At 69.7% G+C, this 17,227-nt stretch carries 15 protein-coding genes, 1 tRNA gene and 1 other RNA gene; 7 read left to right on the plus strand and 10 right to left on the minus strand.

Annotated features, from left to right (window positions below; translation table 11 throughout):
* Positions 1-73: 73 nt before the first annotated feature.
* Complete coding sequence (locus GPJ59_RS04380; protein WP_219665019.1) at positions 74-1,441, plus strand: hypothetical protein; 1,368 nt, start codon at positions 74-76, stop codon at positions 1,439-1,441.
* Positions 1,438-2,277: an NAD(P)-dependent oxidoreductase gene (locus GPJ59_RS04385; RefSeq protein WP_219665020.1), complete on the plus strand. Its 840-nt coding sequence runs from the start codon at positions 1,438-1,440 to the stop codon at positions 2,275-2,277. Before GPJ59_RS04380 ends, GPJ59_RS04385 begins: the two co-directional genes overlap by 4 nt.
* Positions 2,278-2,498: 221 nt before the next feature.
* Here the strand turns inward: GPJ59_RS04385 and GPJ59_RS04390 are convergent, their stop codons facing one another.
* The 4 genes from GPJ59_RS04390 to GPJ59_RS04405 form a co-directional block, all read right to left on the minus strand.
* Positions 2,499-4,178 (minus strand): relaxase/mobilization nuclease domain-containing protein, encoded by a 1,680-nt coding sequence (locus GPJ59_RS04390; RefSeq protein ID WP_219665021.1) that lies wholly within the window; start codon positions 4,176-4,178, stop codon positions 2,499-2,501.
* Positions 4,179-4,631 carry a plasmid mobilization relaxosome protein MobC gene (gene mobC / locus GPJ59_RS04395; RefSeq protein ID WP_308120127.1) on the minus strand — a complete coding sequence of 151 codons (453 nt, stop codon included), beginning with the start codon at positions 4,629-4,631 and terminating at the stop codon, positions 4,179-4,181. It abuts the gene before it with no gap.
* Between the two features lie 232 nt (positions 4,632-4,863).
* Positions 4,864-6,225 carry a hypothetical protein gene (locus GPJ59_RS04400; RefSeq protein WP_308120128.1) on the minus strand — a complete coding sequence of 454 codons (1,362 nt, stop codon included), beginning with the start codon at positions 6,223-6,225 and terminating at the stop codon, positions 4,864-4,866.
* 263 nt (positions 6,226-6,488) lie between these two features.
* Positions 6,489-8,015, minus strand: coding sequence for a DnaB-like helicase N-terminal domain-containing protein (locus GPJ59_RS04405; protein WP_258023851.1), 1,527 nt, complete (start codon positions 8,013-8,015; stop codon positions 6,489-6,491).
* A gap of 272 nt (positions 8,016-8,287) precedes the next feature.
* Between GPJ59_RS04405 and GPJ59_RS04410 the strand changes: the two genes are divergently transcribed.
* The 3 genes from GPJ59_RS04410 to GPJ59_RS04420 all read left to right on the plus strand — a co-directional run bounded on the left by GPJ59_RS04410 (position 8,288) and on the right by GPJ59_RS04420 (position 11,018).
* Positions 8,288-8,830 carry a helix-turn-helix domain-containing protein gene (locus GPJ59_RS04410; RefSeq protein ID WP_219665024.1) on the plus strand — a complete coding sequence of 181 codons (543 nt, stop codon included), beginning with the start codon at positions 8,288-8,290 and terminating at the stop codon, positions 8,828-8,830.
* Between the two features lie 134 nt (positions 8,831-8,964).
* Positions 8,965-9,261, plus strand: coding sequence for a helix-turn-helix domain-containing protein (locus GPJ59_RS04415; RefSeq protein ID WP_219665025.1), 297 nt, complete (start codon positions 8,965-8,967; stop codon positions 9,259-9,261).
* On the plus strand, positions 9,258-11,018 hold the full coding sequence (locus GPJ59_RS04420) for a tyrosine-type recombinase/integrase (RefSeq protein ID WP_219665026.1): 1,761 nt from the start codon (positions 9,258-9,260) through the stop codon (positions 11,016-11,018). The genes GPJ59_RS04415 and GPJ59_RS04420 overlap by 4 nt, the downstream gene beginning before the upstream one ends.
* Before the next feature lie 22 nt (positions 11,019-11,040).
* Here the strand turns inward: GPJ59_RS04420 and GPJ59_RS04425 are convergent, their stop codons facing one another.
* The 6 genes from GPJ59_RS04425 to GPJ59_RS04450 form a co-directional block, all read right to left on the minus strand.
* Entirely contained in the window at positions 11,041-11,307 is a 267-nt protein-coding gene (locus GPJ59_RS04425) for a helix-turn-helix domain-containing protein (RefSeq protein ID WP_374200781.1), read from the minus strand.
* A 101-nt stretch (positions 11,308-11,408) separates the two neighbouring features.
* The gene (locus tag GPJ59_RS04430; RefSeq protein ID WP_219665027.1) at positions 11,409-11,915 is read right to left on the minus strand and encodes an RNA polymerase sigma factor; all 507 of its coding nucleotides are present in this window, start codon (positions 11,913-11,915) and stop codon (positions 11,409-11,411) included.
* A 27-nt stretch (positions 11,916-11,942) separates the two neighbouring features.
* On the minus strand, positions 11,943-12,215 hold the full coding sequence (locus GPJ59_RS04435) for a hypothetical protein (protein WP_219665028.1): 273 nt from the start codon (positions 12,213-12,215) through the stop codon (positions 11,943-11,945).
* A 134-nt stretch (positions 12,216-12,349) separates the two neighbouring features.
* Complete coding sequence (locus GPJ59_RS04440; RefSeq protein WP_219665029.1) at positions 12,350-14,215, minus strand: hypothetical protein; 1,866 nt, start codon at positions 14,213-14,215, stop codon at positions 12,350-12,352.
* A 169-nt stretch (positions 14,216-14,384) separates the two neighbouring features.
* Positions 14,385-15,233 carry a hypothetical protein gene (locus tag GPJ59_RS04445; RefSeq protein WP_219665030.1) on the minus strand — a complete coding sequence of 283 codons (849 nt, stop codon included), beginning with the start codon at positions 15,231-15,233 and terminating at the stop codon, positions 14,385-14,387.
* A gap of 429 nt (positions 15,234-15,662) precedes the next feature.
* Positions 15,663-15,747, minus strand: a tRNA-Ser gene (locus GPJ59_RS04450).
* A gap of 72 nt (positions 15,748-15,819) precedes the next feature.
* On the opposite strand from GPJ59_RS04450, the gene ffs reads away from it, so the two are divergent.
* Together ffs and GPJ59_RS04460 are read left to right on the plus strand one after the other, a co-directional pair.
* An RNA gene (gene ffs / locus GPJ59_RS04455) (signal recognition particle sRNA small type) lies at positions 15,820-15,918 on the plus strand.
* A gap of 43 nt (positions 15,919-15,961) precedes the next feature.
* On the plus strand, positions 15,962-17,227 hold a 1,266-nt coding region (locus GPJ59_RS04460; protein WP_219665031.1), incomplete at its 3' end, for a DNA polymerase III subunit gamma and tau.

Here is a 17,227-nt window from a genome sequence, read left to right on the forward strand (position 1 = left end):
ACACCTCTGCGCTCAGACGCGGTTGGTGCATAGCGTGGTCGCCGGAGGCAGAGGCCGTCGCGAGGGAGCCGCTGTGGAACGGACAGGACCGACCCTCTTCCAGACCCTGATCAACCAGCGGGGCTGGCAGGACTACCAGGTCTTCAAGAAGCGGTACGAGCAGGCGGCCAAGCAGTTAGCCGAGCTGGAGGGACCGCCCTCGATCTCGACCGCGACCATCGAAAAGCGCCAGTTCTTCCGGTACGCGCACGGCGAGGTCCGCACCCCGCAGACCGTCGCCCGCCGGATTCTGGAGTTCATGTTCCCGGGAATCCCGGCGGCACGGCTCCTCGGACCCGTGCCGTCCGGGCACGAGTCCGCGCCGCGCCATCCCGCGGCAGAGCAACACCTTGCAGTGGAACCGTTCGAGTACGGCCTTGAGGACGTGGTGACGGCGGCGGCCAACGAGTCGGCGCGCTTCGCCGCCAGGGCAGAGAGCAGCAACGTGGGACCGCACACGCTGGAGCAGCTGGAAGCTGACATCCGCCGGATAGTCGATTCGTACCCCAACCGTCCCGTAGGGCCGTTGTTCCGCGAGGTACGCGCCCTGCGCGACCGCGCCTTCGAACTCCTCGAAGGGCGCCAGCCACCGCAGTACACCCGCGACCTGTACGTCGGCGCCGGCGTGTTGTGCGGCGTACTGGCGAACGCCAGCTTCGACCTCGGCCGCTACGACGCCGCCGAGACCCAGGCCCGCACCGCCTTCCTCTTCGGCGAGCTGGCCGGCCACAACGGCCTCCGCTCCTGGGTACGCGGACTCCAGGCGCTGATCTCGTACTGGGACGGGCGCCCGGCCGACGCCGTACGCCTCGCCGAGTCAGGCTCGGCCTTCACGCCAGAGTCGGGTACCGCGCAGATCAGGCTGGAGAGCATCAAGGCACGCGCGTACGGTCAGCTGAACCGGCCCGGCGATGCCCTCGCCGCCCTTGGTGCTGCCGACCACCTGCGCGAGCGCCTCGCCGAGGGGGACGAGCTGCCGGGCGGCATGATGGCCTTCCCCGTCGAAAAGCAGCTCTTCTACGCCAGCAGCACCCACCTCTGGCTGGCCGGGGCCCAGCACCTGGCCGACGCCGAGGCCCGTGCCGACGAGGCGGTGGAGATGTTCCAGGCCGCCCCACCGGAGCGCCAGCGGCTCGGCGAAATGTCCCTGGCCCGCATGGACCTGGCCATGGCCCGCCTCGGCCGGGGTGACCTGGACGGTGCCGCGGCCCAGATCCACAGGGTCCTCGCCACCAGCGCCCGGCGCCGCACCGAGAGTGTGGACCGTCGCATCGGCCACTTCACGCGCCAGCTGGCGCTCCACCCCGGTGCGGGTGCGCCTGTCGCGATCGGCCTGCGAGAGTCGATCATTGCCCATCAGGAACGCACCATCGCTGAACTCCCGCCAGGAGGCCACCTGTGACCACCGTGACCGTCTTGCACCCCGGCGCCATGGGATCCGCCGTCGCCGCCCAGGCCGCGGCGGCGGGACACGAGGTGCTGTGGGTGCCGGTGGGCCGGAGCGAGGCCACCCGGGAGCGGGCGCGCATGGTGGGAGCGGTGCCGGTCGACACCCTGGCCGAGGCCCTGGAACGCAGCGCCGTCGTCCTGTCGGTGTGCCCGCCGCAGGCCGCCGAAGAGGTGGCGGAGCTGGTCAGCGCTCACGGCTTCGCAGGCGTCTACGTCGACGCCAACGCGATCAACCCGCAGCGGATTCGGCACATCGCCGAAGCCATCGCTCCCGGGACGTCCGTGCTGGACGGTGCGATCTTCGGTCCGCCTCCAGGCGGGGCTCGGACCGCCCGTCTCTATCTGGCCGGGGAAGGCCCAGCGATCCACCTGGTGGAGGGCCTGTTCAAGGACACGGCCCTGCACACCCGCCAGTCGAGTGGCGCCATCGGCTCCGCCTCCGCACTCAAGATGGCCTTCGCCGGCTATCAGAAGGCCGCCCGCACCCTGGCCGGCGTGGCCCACGCGCTTGCCGACGCCCACGGCGTCGGCGAGGAGCTGACCGCAGAGGCCCAGGTCATGGCCTCCAACATCCTCTCCGACCCCGAATACCTCCCCAGCGTCGCGGCCCGCGCCTGGCGCTGGGCGCCGGAGATGCAGGACATCGCCGACACGCTCCGCGCGGCCGACCTGCCGCCGGACATGGCCGAGGCCGCGGTGACTGTGATGTCGCGCTGGGAGCGGGACAAGGACCGGTACGACCTGTCGGTCGCGGACGTCCTCGCCCACCTGCGGAGGCCTGGCATCTGATTGCAGTAGGCGCCCAACCCACATGTTCACTCAGTGAACTGGGCGGCCGTTCAGTCGGTGAACGGCCAGCTGTTCACTGAGTGAACAGCCCTGGGAGCGCGGTTCAGAATCCGGATGGGGCCCCGTTCCCTCAGGGAACGAGGCGGTCGTTCCTCAAGGGAACACCGACGGTGTTCCCTTGAGGAACATGCCGGTCGGCAGTGATAGTGGCGGTCTTTCGGCTACCGGCCGCTTCGTCGGGATCCCAGCTGTCGGGAGTGACCAAGGACGGCTGTGCTCGACCCCGGGCGGATGGTGCCTGCGGAGTCGGGATGAGTGGGCCCTTCACCGGCCATGCCGATCAGGCGGTTCAGCCGCCATGTAAGGACGTCACTGATCGAGGTGGCGGTGTCGAGTTCGCGGTGGCGGGCGGCTTGGGCGAGGAGGGGCGCGGGGTCGAGGCCGACGGTCTGTGCGTCGGCGAGGGTGGCGGCGAGGGCCAGCCAGCCAGGCTCGGCGACGATCTGCCCGGCCAGGTCCGGTAGCGCTTGGTGGACGATGGCGGCCTGCTGCTGAGCAACCGAGACGCCGAGGCGGAGGCCGCGCTCGTGGATAACGGTCAGGGGCTGGACGGTGGCTGCCAGGTAGGCGGCGCGTAGGTGTTCGGCTGCCTGGTGGGCGGCTTCGGCTTGCTGGTCGTGGTGGCGCGTGCGGTGCCAGTGCTGTGCTGCGACGACGGCCAGGAGGAGGGCGTCGAGGAGGATCGCGATGAGGGCTCCGTCCTTGGGGGCGGGTTCGCGCACGATCGCCTTGATCGCCCGTCGTGTGGCCTGGGCCTGCTGGTGGCGGGCGCGGATACGGGAGCGGCTGGCCCGCTCGAAGGCCGCGGCTGCCTGGGCCAGCTGGGGCTTGTAGTTGGCGGGAGCGATCAGGGGGAGTGCATCGAGGGTTTCGGCGAGCACGGTGATGTGGGCCTGGGCCACGGCGTCGTCGGCTTCGTCGAGAATGTCGGGGATGCGGGTGGCCGCGTCAGTGACCTGCTGCCAGGCCGTACGCCGACGGCCGGGGGGCCGATCCGTGGGGCCGGGTCCGGTGGGTGCGAGGCGTTCGCTGATCTTGGGGTAGGACAGGTCCGGGGCCAGGGCGGAACCGGAGAACCACACCGGCTCTCCGTCCTTGTTGGTGTCGCCCCCGAGGGCGACTTTGTAGCCTCGGATGTCGCCGGAGGGAAAGTGCTGGATGTCCACCAGGACGCCGGCGCCACGGAGGATGGTGAAGAACTCCTTGGTGTCGGTGGCAGCCGCCACCGCTGTGCGGACGGTGGTGCGCAGCCTCTCCCGGGGCGTGACAGCGTGGCCGGAGCGGCGGGCCTTCTCCTGTTCGGCGCGGGTGGGGCGCTTGGCGGCGGTGTGGTCGCCGCGTATGACCTGGCGCAGTCCGTATTCCTTCTCGATGGCGGCGAGTTCCTTGTCGGCGCGCGGGTAGTCGTTCCAGTTGCGGGGTTGGCGGAGGTCGCCGCGGACTTTGGTGGCGACGATGTGGATGTGGTCGTCGGCGTGGCGGACGGCGACCCAGCGGCAGGCGTCGGGGTCGCCGGCCGGGGCGATGCCGGTGGCGTTCAGGACACGGCGGGCGATCACCGCCCACTCCCCGTCCGTCAGGATCCGGTCCTCGGGGGCGGCCCGGACCGAGCAGTGCCAGACGTGCTGGTCGGGCGCGCGGTCGCCAGCCTGCTTCACGCGTAGGTCGAGGACGGCGGCGAGCTGGGCGAGTGTGGCGGTCTCGTCGCGGCCGGGGTCCGGGGCGAAGCCGTCCCATGACGCGACCAGGTGCGGGTCGATGTGCTCGTTGGCGCGACCCGGCCCGTAGAGGTAGCGCAGGACGCCGCGGGTGTCGGCGCCGGAGCCGATTTTCGCGATCAATCAGGCCGCCCTCTTCGCGGTGGCGGTTCTGTCCGCCGCCATGTCGATCGCTGTGGCGGCATCACGGGCCAGGCCGAGGATGCGTCCGGCTTCCGCGAGGACGGTGGTGTCCCCAGGGTGTGGATGGCCACCGGCGTTGAGCTTGTGGGCGATCTGGTTGACGTTGGTGCCGATCCTGGCGATCGCGGTGCGCAGGGTGGCTAGCTCGTCGATCAGGTCGTCGTGGCTGGTGCGTTGGCCGGGCAGAGCGAGGTCGTCGGCGAGGTAGGCCATGACGACGGCGCCGACGAAGTGGGCGCCGGCCAGGTTCAGGCGGCGGGCCTCGGCGGTGATCGCGGTGTGCTCGGCGAGGCTGTAGCGGACGTCGACGCGCATCTTGCGCTGCTCGGTGTCACGTGCACGGCGACGTGCGATGCGGCGGAGCGCGGCTTCATCGGCGGCGCGTACGGGCACGGCAGCCCCTGTTTCCCCCTCCGGCGCGCCCTCGCGCCGGAGCCCTGCCTCCGCCACCCCTGGGGCGGAGGCTGAGTTGGACCGGCCCTTGGACGGTCCAACGCCATACCTTGCTGCGCTGTGGGCTGGGGTGGCGGACGACTGCTGCCGGGGCGTGATGGGTTTGTGGTTCGGCTCGTGCATGAGTCTCCGGTCGGGGCGTGGAGGGGCGGGAGGCTGGGCGAGGGGGTTGTCAGCCGTCGTGAGAAGCGTTCAGTTCGGCCTTGACCGCTCGGACGATCTCGCCGGCGTGATCGCTGGCGACGCTGTATCCGTCGTCGCGTACGGCCTGCTCCAGGAGGTCACGGGATAGGCGGCCATGCTGGTCGTGGAGACGGTGGGCGTAATCGCGAAGGATGTCGTCGGAGGCGTGGGGTTTACGGCCCGGCCGCTTCGCCTTCGGCGTAGCGCGTCTGGCCGGTGGGGTACGCGAGCCGCTGCCCGTGGGTGGCGGAACCGCCTCCTGTGGGCGGGCTGCCCGTGCGGGGCGGGCTGTCGGTTTCGGGCCGGAGCGGGCGGTGGCATTCGGGCGGGCGGATCGCGGGCGGGCGCCCGGATGGGGTTCCTCATCGCCCGAATCTGATGGGTGCGGGCGGGGTCGGTCTTCTGCCCGCCCGTCGCCCTCTGCCCGCTCGTCGGCGTCCGCCCGGGAGTGGTCGGGCTGCACTGCGGGCGGGCTGACGGGCTGCCCGGCGGGCGTAGACCATCGCCCGGGCAGGTCGATGGTGGCCAGGGCTGCTGCTTGGCGGCGGGTCGCGAGCTGGCGCAGCAGCTGCTCGTTGCGGCGTGGGTCGGCGTCGATGCCGGAGCGGGCGAGGGCCTTGGACAGGCGGCGCACGGTGCGTCGGCCCGCCCCTTCGGTGCGCTGTTCGGGCGTCATCTCGGCGAGGCGGGCGGCGAGGGCGACGGCCCGGTGCATGGCCCGGTCGCGGATGATCTCGGCGGCGCCCTGGTCCTGCTCGGTGATCCCCAGGCGGGCGAACAGCCGCTCGCGGGCCTGCCGGGTGAGAACGGCGACGAGTCCGCGGGACTCGGCGTCGGGGGTGCGCTGGCGGAACTCGATGCCCATGGCCAGGTGCCACAGCACGGCCGCCAGCACCGGACCGGCGAAGGCGCGCACGGCGCCGCCGACCAGGCCGGACTCGGCGTAGGCGGGGATGGTCTGCATGGCGGTGATCACCCAGACCAGGGCACCGGGCAGGCCGGCCGCCCGCCGCGGCCCGTGCAGGTTCTGCCGGGCCATCAGCGCCATCGAGAACAGAGCGAGTTCTGCGGCAGCGAACATCGCGGTGCGCTCGGCGGTGTTGCGCATGTCGAGGTAGTGGGCGGCGAACCGCCAACTGGTGTCCGCGCTGTAGGCGGTGCACACCAGTGCTGCCACGGCCGCGGTGACGATGGCGGCCGAGGGGCGCCGCTTCCGATCGTGGATGCGGCGTTGCCTATGTCGGGCGATCAGGCCCGCAACCAGCGCGCCGACCGCGAAGGCCGAGACGGCCAGGGGCAAGAGCAGACCACCGGCGTACGGGAGGGACGCGGTCGGGAAGGTGTCGGTCATGGCAGGGGGCATTTACGGGGCTGCTCCGAGGGGGTGATGAGGAGGCGATCACGGCGTTCACGGCGAGGGCGTACACGCGAGCCCCCTCCTAAAGGGGGGCTCGCGCGTGAACGCCTGGGCGCGTGTACGGCGTGCACGGTCGCGTGAACGTTTGACCTGCGGGTTTGTGGCGACCGTGTGCGCTTCGGGTCGACTGTGGGCCCGTGCGGTCGGGAGGGGTGCGTGTACGCCCCTGTGTACGGTCCGGAGGGCGCGGCGGGTGCCTAGGAGACGGCGCCGATGTGGCGGACAGAGGCGCGGTAGCGTGCCTGCTGGCCGCCTCCGGTGCCGCCCGCGGCGCCTTCGGCCTTGGTGGCCAGTCCGGCCTTGACGAGGCGGTCCAGGGTGCGTCGGGCCTTCTCGGTGGCGGCACGGTCGGGGTTGGTCTCGCCGCTCTGGACGGCGGCGAGTTCGCGGACGGTCAGCCCGTCCGGGCGGGTGCGCAGGATCTGCACCGGATCGAGCGCTGGGTCGACCGAGCTGGTGCCGCGCTCGTGGTCGTGGATGACCTGGAGTGGGCCGATCTCCCCGGTCGGGGTCTTCAGGTGGTGGACGGTGACGGCGAGGTCGCCGGCCTCTCCGGCCACGTACAGGACGCTGCCCGCGCCGGAGACGATCCACGTGGAGCCGTACACGCGGTCCAGGGTGGGTTTCTGGGCGCGCGGGGTGTTCTCGCTGGCCTTGCGCTGGTGGTGCAGTTCCAGGACTTCCACCCCGGCGCGCATGGCCCGCTGGCGGGCGTTGTTGTAGGCGACGCCGAGGGCGTCGTCTACCAGGGTGCTCACCGCGTCCTTGAGACTGTCGATCACGATGGTGTCGGCCTGGTGGGCGGCGGCGAGGTCGGCCAGGAGGTCGGGCTCCTTGTCCAGCGTGGCCGGAAGCGGGCCCTGCCAGACGGCGAGCCCGTCTCGTATTCGGCTTTCATGCTCGGGCTGGATACGGCGGGCCAGGGCGCGGGCGATCTGCTTGTACCGGTCCAGCGCCAGGTACAGCACGCGCTTGCTGGGAGCGACTGGCATGTCCAGGACGCTGTCGGCCAGCCCCAGGCGGCCGAGGACGACCTGGTGGGCCAGGGTCGTCTTTCCGACGCCCGGCGCGCCGACGATCATCAGGCTCTCCCCAGAGGACCAGGCGGTCTGCTCGCGGGTTCCCCACAGAGGCTCGGTGTCCGCGCCGGTCTCGGTGACGAAGCTCCACCCGTCGGTGATGAACCGGGCCAGCCGCCCCTGTCCCGAGGCCAGTGCGCGTTCCCGCTCGGAGCGGACCTCGCTCTCGACCTCGCTGCGGATGGCGTCGGGGTCGGCGCCCGGCTCCATGGTCCGCTGCACGGTGCGCAGGCCTGAGGTACGAAGGCGGCGCAGGTCCGCCTTCTTGCGCACGATCTCGGCGTACCAGACGGCGCCACCGACCGAGGGCGTGGCGTCCGCGAGCTGGTGGAGGTAGGTCGCGCCGCCCACGCGTTCCAGGTCGCCCTGGTCGCGGAGGCGGTCGCCGAGCACGATCGGGTCGGTCGGCTTGTCCTCGCTCCGCAGGGCCAGGACCGCCCGCCACACCGTCTCGTGCGCGGGCCGGTAGAAGTCCGGCCCGTCTAGCAGGTTCCGGACGGCGTCGATCACCGCCGCGTCGTGCATGCAGGCGCCCAGTACGGCCGCCTCGGCCCGCACGTCGTGCGGCGGTACCGCGGTGACGTCAACGGGAGGCTGGTGCTGGTCGTTCGAGTGGTGTGGCGCGTACGGGCGAGATTCGTCCATACTGGGCACTGAGCTCCTCACTCGCGGGCTGTACGGGACGGCGAATCCCAGGCCATGCGGGTCAATCGTTCAGGGATGGGCGGTTTCGAGGGTTCGAACTTGGCCCCCGGTGTTCGTAGCACCGGGGGCTTTTTGCGTTCACCCCCGTGCGGGGGTGGACGACCACAGTACCTGACGTTTTTGGAACCGCAACGGTTGCATTCTGCTCCGCAATGAGCTTTCCTTGGATCATCGCCCCGGTGTACGCCGGGCCAGATGGAGGAGGTGAACGAGTGAGCAGCGACGAGGGCGCGGCCCGCGCCGGGCCGGACCGCCCGCTGCCGGAGGACTACGTCGCCGACCGCGTCAAGCTCGAACGAGAAGCCCGCGGTTGGAGCACCGTTACGCTCGCGGAGAAGATGGCCGAGGCCGGCCACCCGGTGAACCAGTCCGCCATCTGGCGCATCGAGAGCGGCAAACCGCGCCGCCGGGTCAACCTCGACGAGGCGCTCGGCTTCTGCAAGGTCTTCGACCTCACTCTGGACGACCTCACCAGCCCGCCAGGGCAGCTCGCCAACGCGCATGTCCGGCGCCTCATCGCCCAGTACGTCGCCAACTGGAGGGAGTGGAGCGTCCTCAACAAGGACATGCGGCGGATCCTGGCCGAGCTGAAGGAGTACACGGACGCCAATCCGAACCAGGAAGACCTGGTCAAAGGCCTGCTCGGGCATGAGGTCGCGGTCGCCGCGGAAGGCCGGTTCCACAGGCACTTCCCGCCGCCGAAGCTGGTCAGCTACCTCGGCGAGCACATGGACAAGATCAACAAGAAGGACTGACCGCGCGCTTCGCTTTGGCTGCTACGAACAGCCAGGGCTCGCCCGCGCCCGGCCGGTCAACATGCATGCCCATCCCTGAACGCACTCTGCCTGCCCATTCGCCTTCCCTGGGCCGGCTACGAGAGGACCCCTCCTTGCACCGAAGCGACCTTCCGCTTGCCCACATAGCCCAGCTCCTGGACGTCCCCGAAGACGCCCTGCGCACCCTCATGGCCGAGCAGTCCTCCGCCGGTGACACGACCCTCGTCGCCCTCACCGTCGCCGAAGCCGCCCGCCGGATCGGCATCGGCCGTACCAAGCTGTACGAGTACGTCTCCTCCGGCGAGATCGCCTCCGTCAAGATCGGCAGCTTGCGCCGCATCCCAGCAGAGGCGGTGAACGACTTCCTCACCCGCCGCCTGTCGGCGAGCGACTTCGGAGCCGCCGCGTGACGCGAGCCTCCGCACCGAAGACCCGCCAGCCCAACGGGGCCTCGTCGATCTTCCAGGGCAAGGACGGCCGATGGCATGGCTACGTCACCGTCGGCACCAAGGACAACGGCAGCCCCGACCGGCGCCACGTCAGCCGCAAGACCCGCCCTGAGGTCACCAAGCTCGTGCGCGAGCTGGAACGGCAGCGCGACAAGGGCGCCGTCCGCCAGGTCGGCAAGAGCTGGACGCTGGAGACGTGGCTGACGCACTGGGTGGAGAACATCGCCGCCGCGCACGTCTCGGAGAACACCATCGACGGCTACCGCGTCGCGGTGAACCACCACCTCATACCCGGCCTCGGCGCCCACCGCCTGGAGAAGCTCGAGCCCGAACACCTGGAGCGCTTCTACAAGAAGATGCAGGACTCCGGCAGCGCCGCCGGCACCGCCCACCAGGTCCACCGCACCGTACGCACCGCCCTCAACGAAGCGGTCCGCCGCGCCCACCTCACCGTCAACCCGGCCACGATCGCCAAGGCCCCTCGCCTGGAAGAGGAGGAGGTCGAGCCGTACTCGGTCGAGGAGGTCCAGCGTCTGCTTGCCGAGGCCGCCAAGCACCGCAACACCGCCCGCTGGGTCATCGCCCTGGCCCTCGGCTTGCGACAGGGCGAGGTCCTCGGCATGCAGTGGGACGACGTCGACTTCGACCTCGGCGTCATCCGCGTACGGCGTGGTCGGCTGCGGCCCCGCTACAAGCATGGCTGCGGCGACCGCTGCGGACGCAAGCCCGGCTACTGCCCCCAGAAGATCAACACCCGGCGCGAGACCAAGAACGCCAAGTCCCGCGCCGGCCAACGGCCCATCGGCGCCCCCGACGAGCTGCTCCAGCTGCTGCGCCAGCACAAGGAGGGGCAAGCCCACGAGCGTGCCCTTGCCCGCGACCTGTGGACCGAGAAGGGGTACGTCTTCACCTCGCCCACCGGCGAGCCCCTGAACCCGAACACCGACTACCACAAGTGGAAGGAGCTGCTGAAGGCCGCAGGCGTCCGCGACGCTCGCCTCCACGATGCCCGCCACACGGCTGCCACCGTCCTGCTCATCCTCGGCGTCCCCGACGCGGTCGTCGACGCCATCATGGGCTGGGAGCCCGGCAAGTCCGCCAGGATGCGCCGCCGCTACCAGCACCTGACCAGCCGCGTCCTCAAGGACACCGCGGACAAGGTCGGCGGCCTCCTGTGGGGCACCGACCAGGCTGATCTGGGTGGTGGCGCGGTGAGCCGAAGCCCCGTTCCCGCCGAACTCGTGCTCCACGTCGCACGGCTGGGTGAGCGCTTGGTTCCCTTCGCCCATGCGGATCACGCCGCCGAAGTGGTTGATCGGTGGCGGGAGGACTGGCCGGACCACAGCGCTGCAGTCGAGCAGTGGGACCGGCGCCGTTGGGAGCGTGAGGGGCCCGGCGGCCTACGGGCCGTCCGCGACCGGGTCCCTCAACAGGCCAGGGTGTTCCACGCCCACGCCGTCTTTCTTCCGGGCGGCGCACGAGAAGCCAGGCTGCCGGAGACCTGGTCCGTGCCGGCCTGGGACTTCGAGACCGACTCCTACACCGACCGCCCATCGGCGTGGCGAACGGTACGCCGGCCCGGACCAGGTGAGGAGGTGGAGGCACACGTTCGCGGCACAGACGAGGTCGCCGTGAAGGCTGCCTTCGCCGAGGCGTGTGCACAGGCTGTGGACCGTGCCCAGAATCCCGGGAAGTACGGCGATACCGACGAGTGGTAGGTCCGGACGCAGTCCGACTGGGTCAGGCTGTCGACTCGGCGTTGGCAGCCAGAGACTCGCGCAGGTACTCATGGACGGCGTGTTCGGGTACCCGGAAGGAACGGCCGACACGGATCGCCGGCAGATGGCCGTTGTGGACGAGCCGGTAGACGGTCATCTTTGAGACGGCCATGACCGATGCAACCTCGGCAACTGTGAGGAACTTGACCTCGTGCAGCGGGCGCTCGCCTGTGCGTCCGCTCTGCGGCCGTGCGGGCCGAGCCTCTGCCGACGCTGCTTCACGTGCCATCCGCCCCCGAAGCTGGGCAAGCCGCTGCTCGGTTTCGGCTTGGTCGGCCCACAGTCCGTCCACGGCCTGCGCGGCGCTCTGCAGCATGTCTTCGATGCTCATCATGCACCTCCGTCTACGTCTGCCAGGAGCGTCTTCAGCGTGGCACGGGCGTGGTGAAGGTGAGTCTTCACGGACCCCGTGGAGATGCCCATGATCTCGGCGATCTCGCTGAGGGGGTGGTCGAACTGGAGCTGAAGGGCCATCGCTGTGGCCTGTTGTTGCGGGAGCTTCCGCACGGCGTCGAGGACGGCGAGCTGCTCCACTTTCCGTGCCATGGCATCGGACGTCATGCGATGGTCTGGCAGCTCACGGGGGTCGGTGATCACGCCCTGGCGCTGCCGGGCCTGGCGCAGGCGGCTCAGCCGTTGCCCGGCAATCCGGAACAGCCATGCCTTCTTGTTCTCAAGTCCGGATAACCGGTTCCAGTACCTGTGTGCGGCGATCATCGTGTCCTGAGCGGCATCGTCGATCAGGCTCAGATCGCCCTCTAACCAGATCAGGTACCGGCGGACTTGACGATCCCAGTGGTTGAAGAAGTGGGCGAACTCTTCCGGAGTAGGCGCCATGCAACCCCCTTACCTCGTGCCGCCCGCTCAACGACGAGGACTGTTCTCGGTGAGATCCCCGGCGATGACTGTGCGGCGCCCCTGGACCGTATCTTCCACCCGCAGCCCGGCCTTCGGCAGCTGTTCCAGCATTACGACCAGGGTGGCCCTTCGCTCACGCTCCAGACCGGCTTTCACACGGCCCTGGGCGAGTTCGTGAAGAACGTCCCATAGCCCCGTACGCCCCTTGCGGGACCGCAGGATGAGACCAATCAGCCCCATCAGGACGGGGACGCCCACTGCGAGAACCTCAACGCTCACCGGCTCAACTCCGCCTGCCTCGCGCTGTGGCCCGCTGCCACAGCCCTGCCCACTACAGCGCTTTCCGTGGGCAGGGGTTGAACAGGCGGCCAGAATTTTTCCCGGCGCCGTCGGACGGCTCCCCGTCAGGGGATTCAGTCGGACGACTGCTCGGCTGCATGCGGGTTCCTCAGCCCGGGAATCAGCGGACGGTCGTGGTCGAAGTCGTGCACCAGGACGTGGCCACGTACGGAGGCCGGAAGATCGTTGTCCGCGACCACGACCTGGAACGGGTCGGTGGTGATGCCCGCGCCAGCCCGGGCGGTGACGAAGTCCACGAAGCTGCTGTAAATGCGCTGAGCGAAGCGGGTGTCCCAGTCGTTGCGGCCGACGTTCTTGGTCGGTGAGTCGATCATCAGGAAGGTCGGCAGATCACCGACGCGGTTGGTCAGCAGGTATCGCAGCAGGCTGACGTGGTAGCCGACGGTGACTGCGGCGCGAGTACCTCCGCCGAGACGTTCGACGCCCTGTCCGTCCACGATGGGGAGGTACGTGTCGCGGTCGATGCGGGCGTCTCCGGCGTACCAGGGCAGGTCCATCTCGGCGACGACGTCTCCGAAGATGTCGTTGAGGCTGTCCAGGACGTCGCTGCGGCGTACGGCGTAGCTGGCGATCAGATCTTTGCGTGCCTCGGTGAGTTCGGCTCGCCGTTCCTCGGCTTCCCGCAGCTGCTCCTTCAGGGTGCGCAGCCGCTGGTGAGGCTCGACCAGGCGTTGCAGGCTCTGGAGACGGGCAGCCGCCTCGGCGACAGCTACTCGGGCATCGGCGAGCTGGTCGGCATGGGGAGCGATGAGGCGGCGGGTCGCCTCGTCAAGACGCTGCTGGAGATCTCCGACCCGCGCATCGGCCGCGGCGGCTGCCTTCTCCGCCTCAGCCACTCGCGCTTGGCCTTGGACGACCCGGTCACGGGCAGCGTCCAGCTGCTGCTGGAGCAGGGCCGTTGCTGCTGCAAGATCGGTCTTTGTCTCAGTACACAGGGGGCACGCGGTCGCTGGCAGGGTGCGCCGACTCAGGTCGGTGTGGCAGTGAAGGCACTGCAAAACCGGCTTGTGGGCCTTCTCCAAGCGCTTGCGAAGCTGGTCCACGCTGTTCTCGCTGTCAGACAGAGCACGGCGTGCACTGCTGGCCCGTCGGTGCGCGGCTTCAGCCTCATCAACGGCCTGCCGCAAGGCGGCGCGCAGAGGTTCAGCGGCGCCGGTCAAGGCAGTCAGTTCGGCCTCGATGACCTTCAGCCTTCGCTCCGCGGCCTCGTGTTCCTCAGTCGCGCGCGCGATGTCGGCTTGGATGGCGTCGAGGTTCGTAGCGGTCGAGGCGTTGAGAAAGGTAGAGATGCTGGCCTGGTCCTGGGTGAGCTGCCGAATGGTGTCGCTGACGCCGCGTAGCTCCGCCTCCAGGGCCGGGAGGTCCGGGGTGGACAGTCCAAAGAGCAGCTCGAAAAGGGTCTGCCTCAGGGCGCTGGGCCGGTCAGCCCTGTGGCCGGCGATCTTCTGGTCGATGGTCGATTGCCGCACGTACACGAAGTCGAGCAGCTCGTTGAAGGTGACCGGCTTCCTTCCCCGGCGTGCGGTGCCCAGCAGATTGGACAGGCTCAGTGCATCCAGCAGCCACTGGGACAGGGTGGTGCGGCCAGTATCGTCCGCGTCTTTGAGCGGCAGGATCTCGGTGAGCGTCCCGTCGGGTTCGAGGAGCTCGACCTGGCGGTTCGCGCCACGCACGCTGCGGCGCAGCCGCACATGCTGTCCGCCCAGAAGGACCTCGGTCTCTACCCGGTGTACGAAGCGGTCCATGGCGACCGGCCAGACTGGTTCCGCCCCGAACGTGTAGGCGACTCCCTCGAAGAACGAGGTCTTGCCCGTGTTGACCGCACCGACCAAGGCGACGAGGTCGCTATCGAGCGCGTAGGAGTGCCAGCCGGCCTCGGTCTCCACCGAGTAGCGCTTCAGCCGGATCGGATGTGCCATGACCTGGTCCCTCCAGGACTCGCTGCCCGCCTGGATGGCCGGCGCGCCATGCCCTGCGTAACGATGTAACGCTGCTGGAGATGATCCGGACCAGCTGAAACTGCCAGAACGTGGCTGAGGACGCCCGCGCGTTGACGGTCCGCAGCCGTGGCGTCCGCCAGTGGGAAGGTCACTTGCCCGGTACCAGCTCCAGAAGCCGGCCCACACGGTGCCAGCCGCCGACGAGGATGGCTGCCAACACGGCGCACCCCACGATGAGCCATGGGCGCAGGTCGTCGTTCACTCCTAGCGTGGGCAGTGCAGAGGAAGCCCCGACGGCAGCCGTCATGGCGGCGATGATGACCACAGCCACGTGGATCGACTCCCGGACCGTCGTGCGTGCAGCGGATACGGGGGCAACGTCCACGAGGGATTCCGCCGGCAGCATGGACCCGACGCGGCCCTCCGCACACCGTTCGCCGATCTCGGCCAACATGGCCCCCAGACGGGGCAGCGCGGTTTCTGGGTCCACGTCGATCCGCAGCGACTCTGCTCGGAGTGCACCTGCGACCTGTGCCGCATGCGCACGTGCTGCTGCCTGCCTGGCAGAACGGCGGGGGATGGTTCCTGCGTATCGGTGGGCACGAAGGATGGCGTCCTCGGTTGCACGGAGGCCGAGGTCGAGCGCTCGGAGCTGTGAGGCACGCTGTCCGGGCGGCCGGCTGTATGCCTCGGCACAGAGGTTGAGCGCTTCCACGGTCTGGATAGTCGCCCGGTGTCGCAAGACGGCTCCTCGTGCCGGGCGCCGCTTCAGCAGCCACCAGACCGGCGTGATCAAGGCAGCCACCCAAGTGATCATGTAGATCAGTGCGTCCCATCCATGCACGGGCTGATTCGCAGCTTCTGGGCGCAGAACCCACAGGAAGTGCTTCGCAGCTCTTGCGACAGACTCGCTGCCGAGTGCGACGGCCAAGTCACGGACGACGACCGCGGAGAACTTGATCAGCCTCAAGCCGAGCCAAAGGGCGAGGAGGGTCAAGGCTATGGATCCGTAGGGCGCTGTTTCGAGGGTTGCCCGGGTGTCCCGCAGTGCTCGCCGAGTGTGGGGAAGCCTCCTTTCCGCCACCTGCAGTACTTGGAGTGACGAGGTGAGGCTGCGGAGACGGGTGCCGATGACCCGCCGGTTGACGCGGAGACGCCAGGATTCGAGCCGTAATCGGGCTTGTGTGACATATGGAACCACCTGCTGGGTGGTCGTGCGGGCCAGGCTCAAGGCATCCCCTCCATCGGTGTGGATGAACCGATGGTGCCGGGAACGGAGGAGTTGTTGCGCCGTCTCACCCAAATGATCTTCGGTGGGTGGGCCCGAAGGCTGGGGCGGCAACTGCAACCAAAACTGCAACCACGGAACGACGAAGGACCCGGCCGCAGTGCGGTCGGGTCCTTCGTTTGCCCTGGTGGGCAGGTGCGGAGGATACGAGATTCGAACTCGTGAGGGGTTGCCCCCAACACGCTTTCCAAGCGTGCGCCCTAGGCCTCTAGGCGAATCCTCCGCCGCAAACAATACAAGACGTTGAGGAGTGCTCGCGAACTCGATTCCCGGGGCCAGGATCGGCTAGGGTGGGGGCAGCCCCTCACGTGGCGCTATCTCACCCAACTCCCCCAGGGCCGGAAGGCAGCAAGGGTAAGTGGGCTCTGGCGGGTGCGTGGGGGGCGCTTTGCGTTCGGTGGCCGCTGTTGTCGGTGGGCCCGGATACGCTCGTAAGCGTGTCGTCCCTTGCGCTGTACCGCCGCTATCGCCCCGAGTCGTTCGCCGAGGTCATCGGGCAGGAGCATGTCACTGCCCCCCTGATGCAGGCCCTGCGGAACAACCGGGTCAATCACGCGTACCTGTTCAGCGGCCCCCGGGGCTGTGGCAAGACCACCAGCGCGCGCATCCTGGCCCGCTGCCTGAACTGTGAGCAGGGTCCCACTCCGACGCCCTGCGGGGAGTGTCAGTCCTGCCGCGACCTCGCCCGGAACGGGCCGGGGTCGATCGACGTGATCGAGATCGACGCGGCTTCCCACGGTGGCGTGGACGACGCCCGTGACCTGCGGGAGAAGGCGTTCTTCGGGCCGGCGTCGAGCCGGTACAAGATCTACATCATCGACGAGGCCCACATGGTCACGTCGGCCGGCTTCAACGCGCTGCTCAAGGTCGTCGAGGAGCCGCCGGAGCATCTCAAGTTCATCTTCGCCACGACGGAGCCGGAGAAGGTGATCGGGACCATCCGGTCCCGGACCCACCACTACCCCTTCCGGCTCGTGCCGCCCGGCACCCTGCGGGAGTACCTGAACGAGGTGTGCGGACGCGAGGGCATCCCCGTCGAGGACGGGGTGCTGCCCCTGGTCGTGCGCGCCGGCGCCGGGTCCGTGCGTGACTCGATGTCCGTCATGGACCAGCTGCTCGCGGGCGCGGCCAGCGACGGTGTGACGTACGCCATGGCCACCTCGCTGCTCGGCTACACGGACGGCTCGCTGCTCGACGCGGTCGTGGACGCCTTCGCTGCCGGGGACGGTGCGGCGGCGTTCGAGGTCGTGGACCGGGTGGTCGAGGGCGGCAACGACCCGCGGCGCTTCGTCGCCGACCTGCTGGAGCGGCTGCGCGACCTGGTGATCCTGGCCGCCGTGCCGGACGCCGGGGAGAAGGGGCTGATCGACGCCCCGGCCGATGTGGTGGAGCGGATGCAGGCGCAGGCGTCGGTGTTCGGGGCGGCCGAGCTGTCGCGCGCCGCCGACCTGGTCAACACCGGGCTGACCGAGATGCGCGGTGCGACCTCGCCGCGGCTGCAGCTGGAGCTGATCTGCGCGCGGGTGCTGCTGCCCGCCGCCTTCGACGACGAGCGGTCCTTCCAGGCCCGGCTGGACCGGCTGGAGCGGGGCGCCGGCCCGGCGATCGCGGCCGGTGCGGCGATGGCGGCCGGTGCGGGGGCGCCGGCCATGGGGTACGTGCCCGGGCCCGAGGCCCATGGCATGGCCCCGGTGGGCCCGGGC

Origin of the sequence: Streptomyces bambusae, from assembly GCF_019400985.1 — a bacterium.
Taxonomy (GTDB): domain Bacteria; phylum Actinomycetota; class Actinomycetes; order Streptomycetales; family Streptomycetaceae; genus Streptomyces; species Streptomyces bambusae_A.